Annotated in this window: 2 protein-coding genes; both read left to right on the plus strand. The window is 74.7% G+C overall.

What is annotated here, in order from left to right:
- Window positions 1–939 (plus strand): sensor histidine kinase (locus tag DW299_RS08520; protein ID WP_136036330.1); only part of this gene is annotated, 939 nt, incomplete at its 5' end.
- Between the two features lie 9 nt (window positions 940–948).
- Window positions 949–1,668, plus strand: coding sequence for a LytR/AlgR family response regulator transcription factor (locus DW299_RS08525; protein ID WP_136030081.1), 720 nt, complete (start codon window positions 949–951; stop codon window positions 1,666–1,668).
- The last annotated feature ends 48 nt before the right edge of the window (window positions 1,669–1,716 follow it).

Below are 1,716 nucleotides of genomic sequence, written 5' to 3' on the forward strand. Positions count from 1 at the left end.
ACCGACGGCGGCGAGGAGTCCGGCGTCGTGTCCTTCGACGGCGCCTCGGACGGCTTGGAGTCGGCCGCGCGCCGCATCGCCGAGCGGGTGCGGGCGAGCGGCCGGCGGCAGGTGTTCCCCGCCCCGGCGAAGACCGACGACCTGGAGGCGGTGGGCGCCCCGATCGTCGTGGACGGGCGAACGATCGGCGTGATCGTGGCCTTCGCGTCGCCGGTGCGCGCGGCGCTCGTGCGCGCCGCCGAGGAGGTCGCCGACTGGTGCGCCGCACAGGTCGAGCTCGGCGGGCTCGACGCCTCCCGCGCGCAGCTGGCCGAGGCGGAGCTGCGGTCGCTGCGGGCGCAGATCTCCCCGCACTTCATCTACAACGCCCTCACCGCGATCGCCTCGTTCATCACGACCGACCCCGACCGCGCGCGCGACCTCGTGCTGGAGTTCGCCGACTTCACGCGCTACTCCTTCCGCCGCCAGGGGGAGTTCACGACCCTCGCGGAGGAGCTCGGCAGCATCCACTCGTACCTGGAGCTCGAGCGGGCCCGCTTCGGCGACCGGCTGCAGGTCACGCTGCAGATCGCGCCGGAGACCCTCGCCACGGTCATCCCGTTCCTGTCGGTGCAGCCCCTCGTGGAGAACGCGGTGCGGCACGGGCTCGAGCCGGGGGAGGGCGGCGGCGAGATCCGCCTCACCTCGCGCGACGACGGCACCCACACCGAGATCCTCGTGGAGGACGACGGCGTCGGCATGGACCCCGACGGGCTGCGGTCGCTGCTCACGGCGCGCGAGGACGGCTCCCACGTGGGGCTGCGCAACGTCGACACGCGCCTGCGACAGCTGTACGGCAGCAGCGGCGGACTGGTCGTGGAGACCAACACGGGCGCGGGTACCCTGGTGCGCATGCGAGTCCCGAAATCGCAGCCCCTGCACGACCCGGACGACGACTGAGGAGCCCGGATGATCGACGTCCTCGTCGCCGACGACGAGCAGCCCGCCCTCGACGAGCTGGTGCACCTGCTGCGCTCCGACCCGCGCATCGGCGAGATCCTCACCGCGACGAGCGGAGCCGACGCCCTGCGGCAGCTGTCGCAGCGCGCCGTGCGTCTCGCGTTCCTCGACATCCACATGCCCGGCCTGCTCGGCACCGACCTGGCCCGCGCCCTCCTCGGGCTCGCGGAGCCGCCGGCGGTGGTGTTCGTCACGGCCGACGAGGCCCGCGCGGTGGAGGCGTTCGAGCTGCGCGCGGTCGACTACCTCCTCAAGCCGGTGCGGCGGGAGCGGCTGCGCGGCGCGATCGACCGCGTGGATCAGGCCGCCGATCCGACGAAGGGCGACGACGAGGTGCTGTCGGTCACGGTCGGGTCGACCGTGCGGTTCGTGCGGCGCAGCGAGGTGCGGTGGGTGCGGGCGCAGGGCGACTACGCGCGACTGCACACCGACGACGACGACCCCGGCCAGCTCGTGCGCATCCCCATGGCGGAGCTCGAGGCGCGGTGGGCCGACGCGGGGTTCCTGCGCATCCACCGCTCGACGCTCGTGCGCACGGCCGCCGTGACCGAGGCGCGGCTGTCCGGGGGAGAGCCGACGGTGGTGGTCGGCCGCACGGCCCTCCCGGTGAGCAGACGGCTCGTGCCCGCGGTGCGGGAGGCGCTCGTGCGCGGTGAGGCGCCGGCATGACCGGGTCTCCCGAGCGTGCGGCTCCGGAGCCCGCGGCGCGCGGCGCGG

It is taken from the genome of Microbacterium sp. K35 (assembly GCF_004794375.1).
In the GTDB taxonomy this organism is placed as follows: Bacteria; Actinomycetota; Actinomycetes; order Actinomycetales; family Microbacteriaceae; genus Microbacterium; species Microbacterium sufflavum.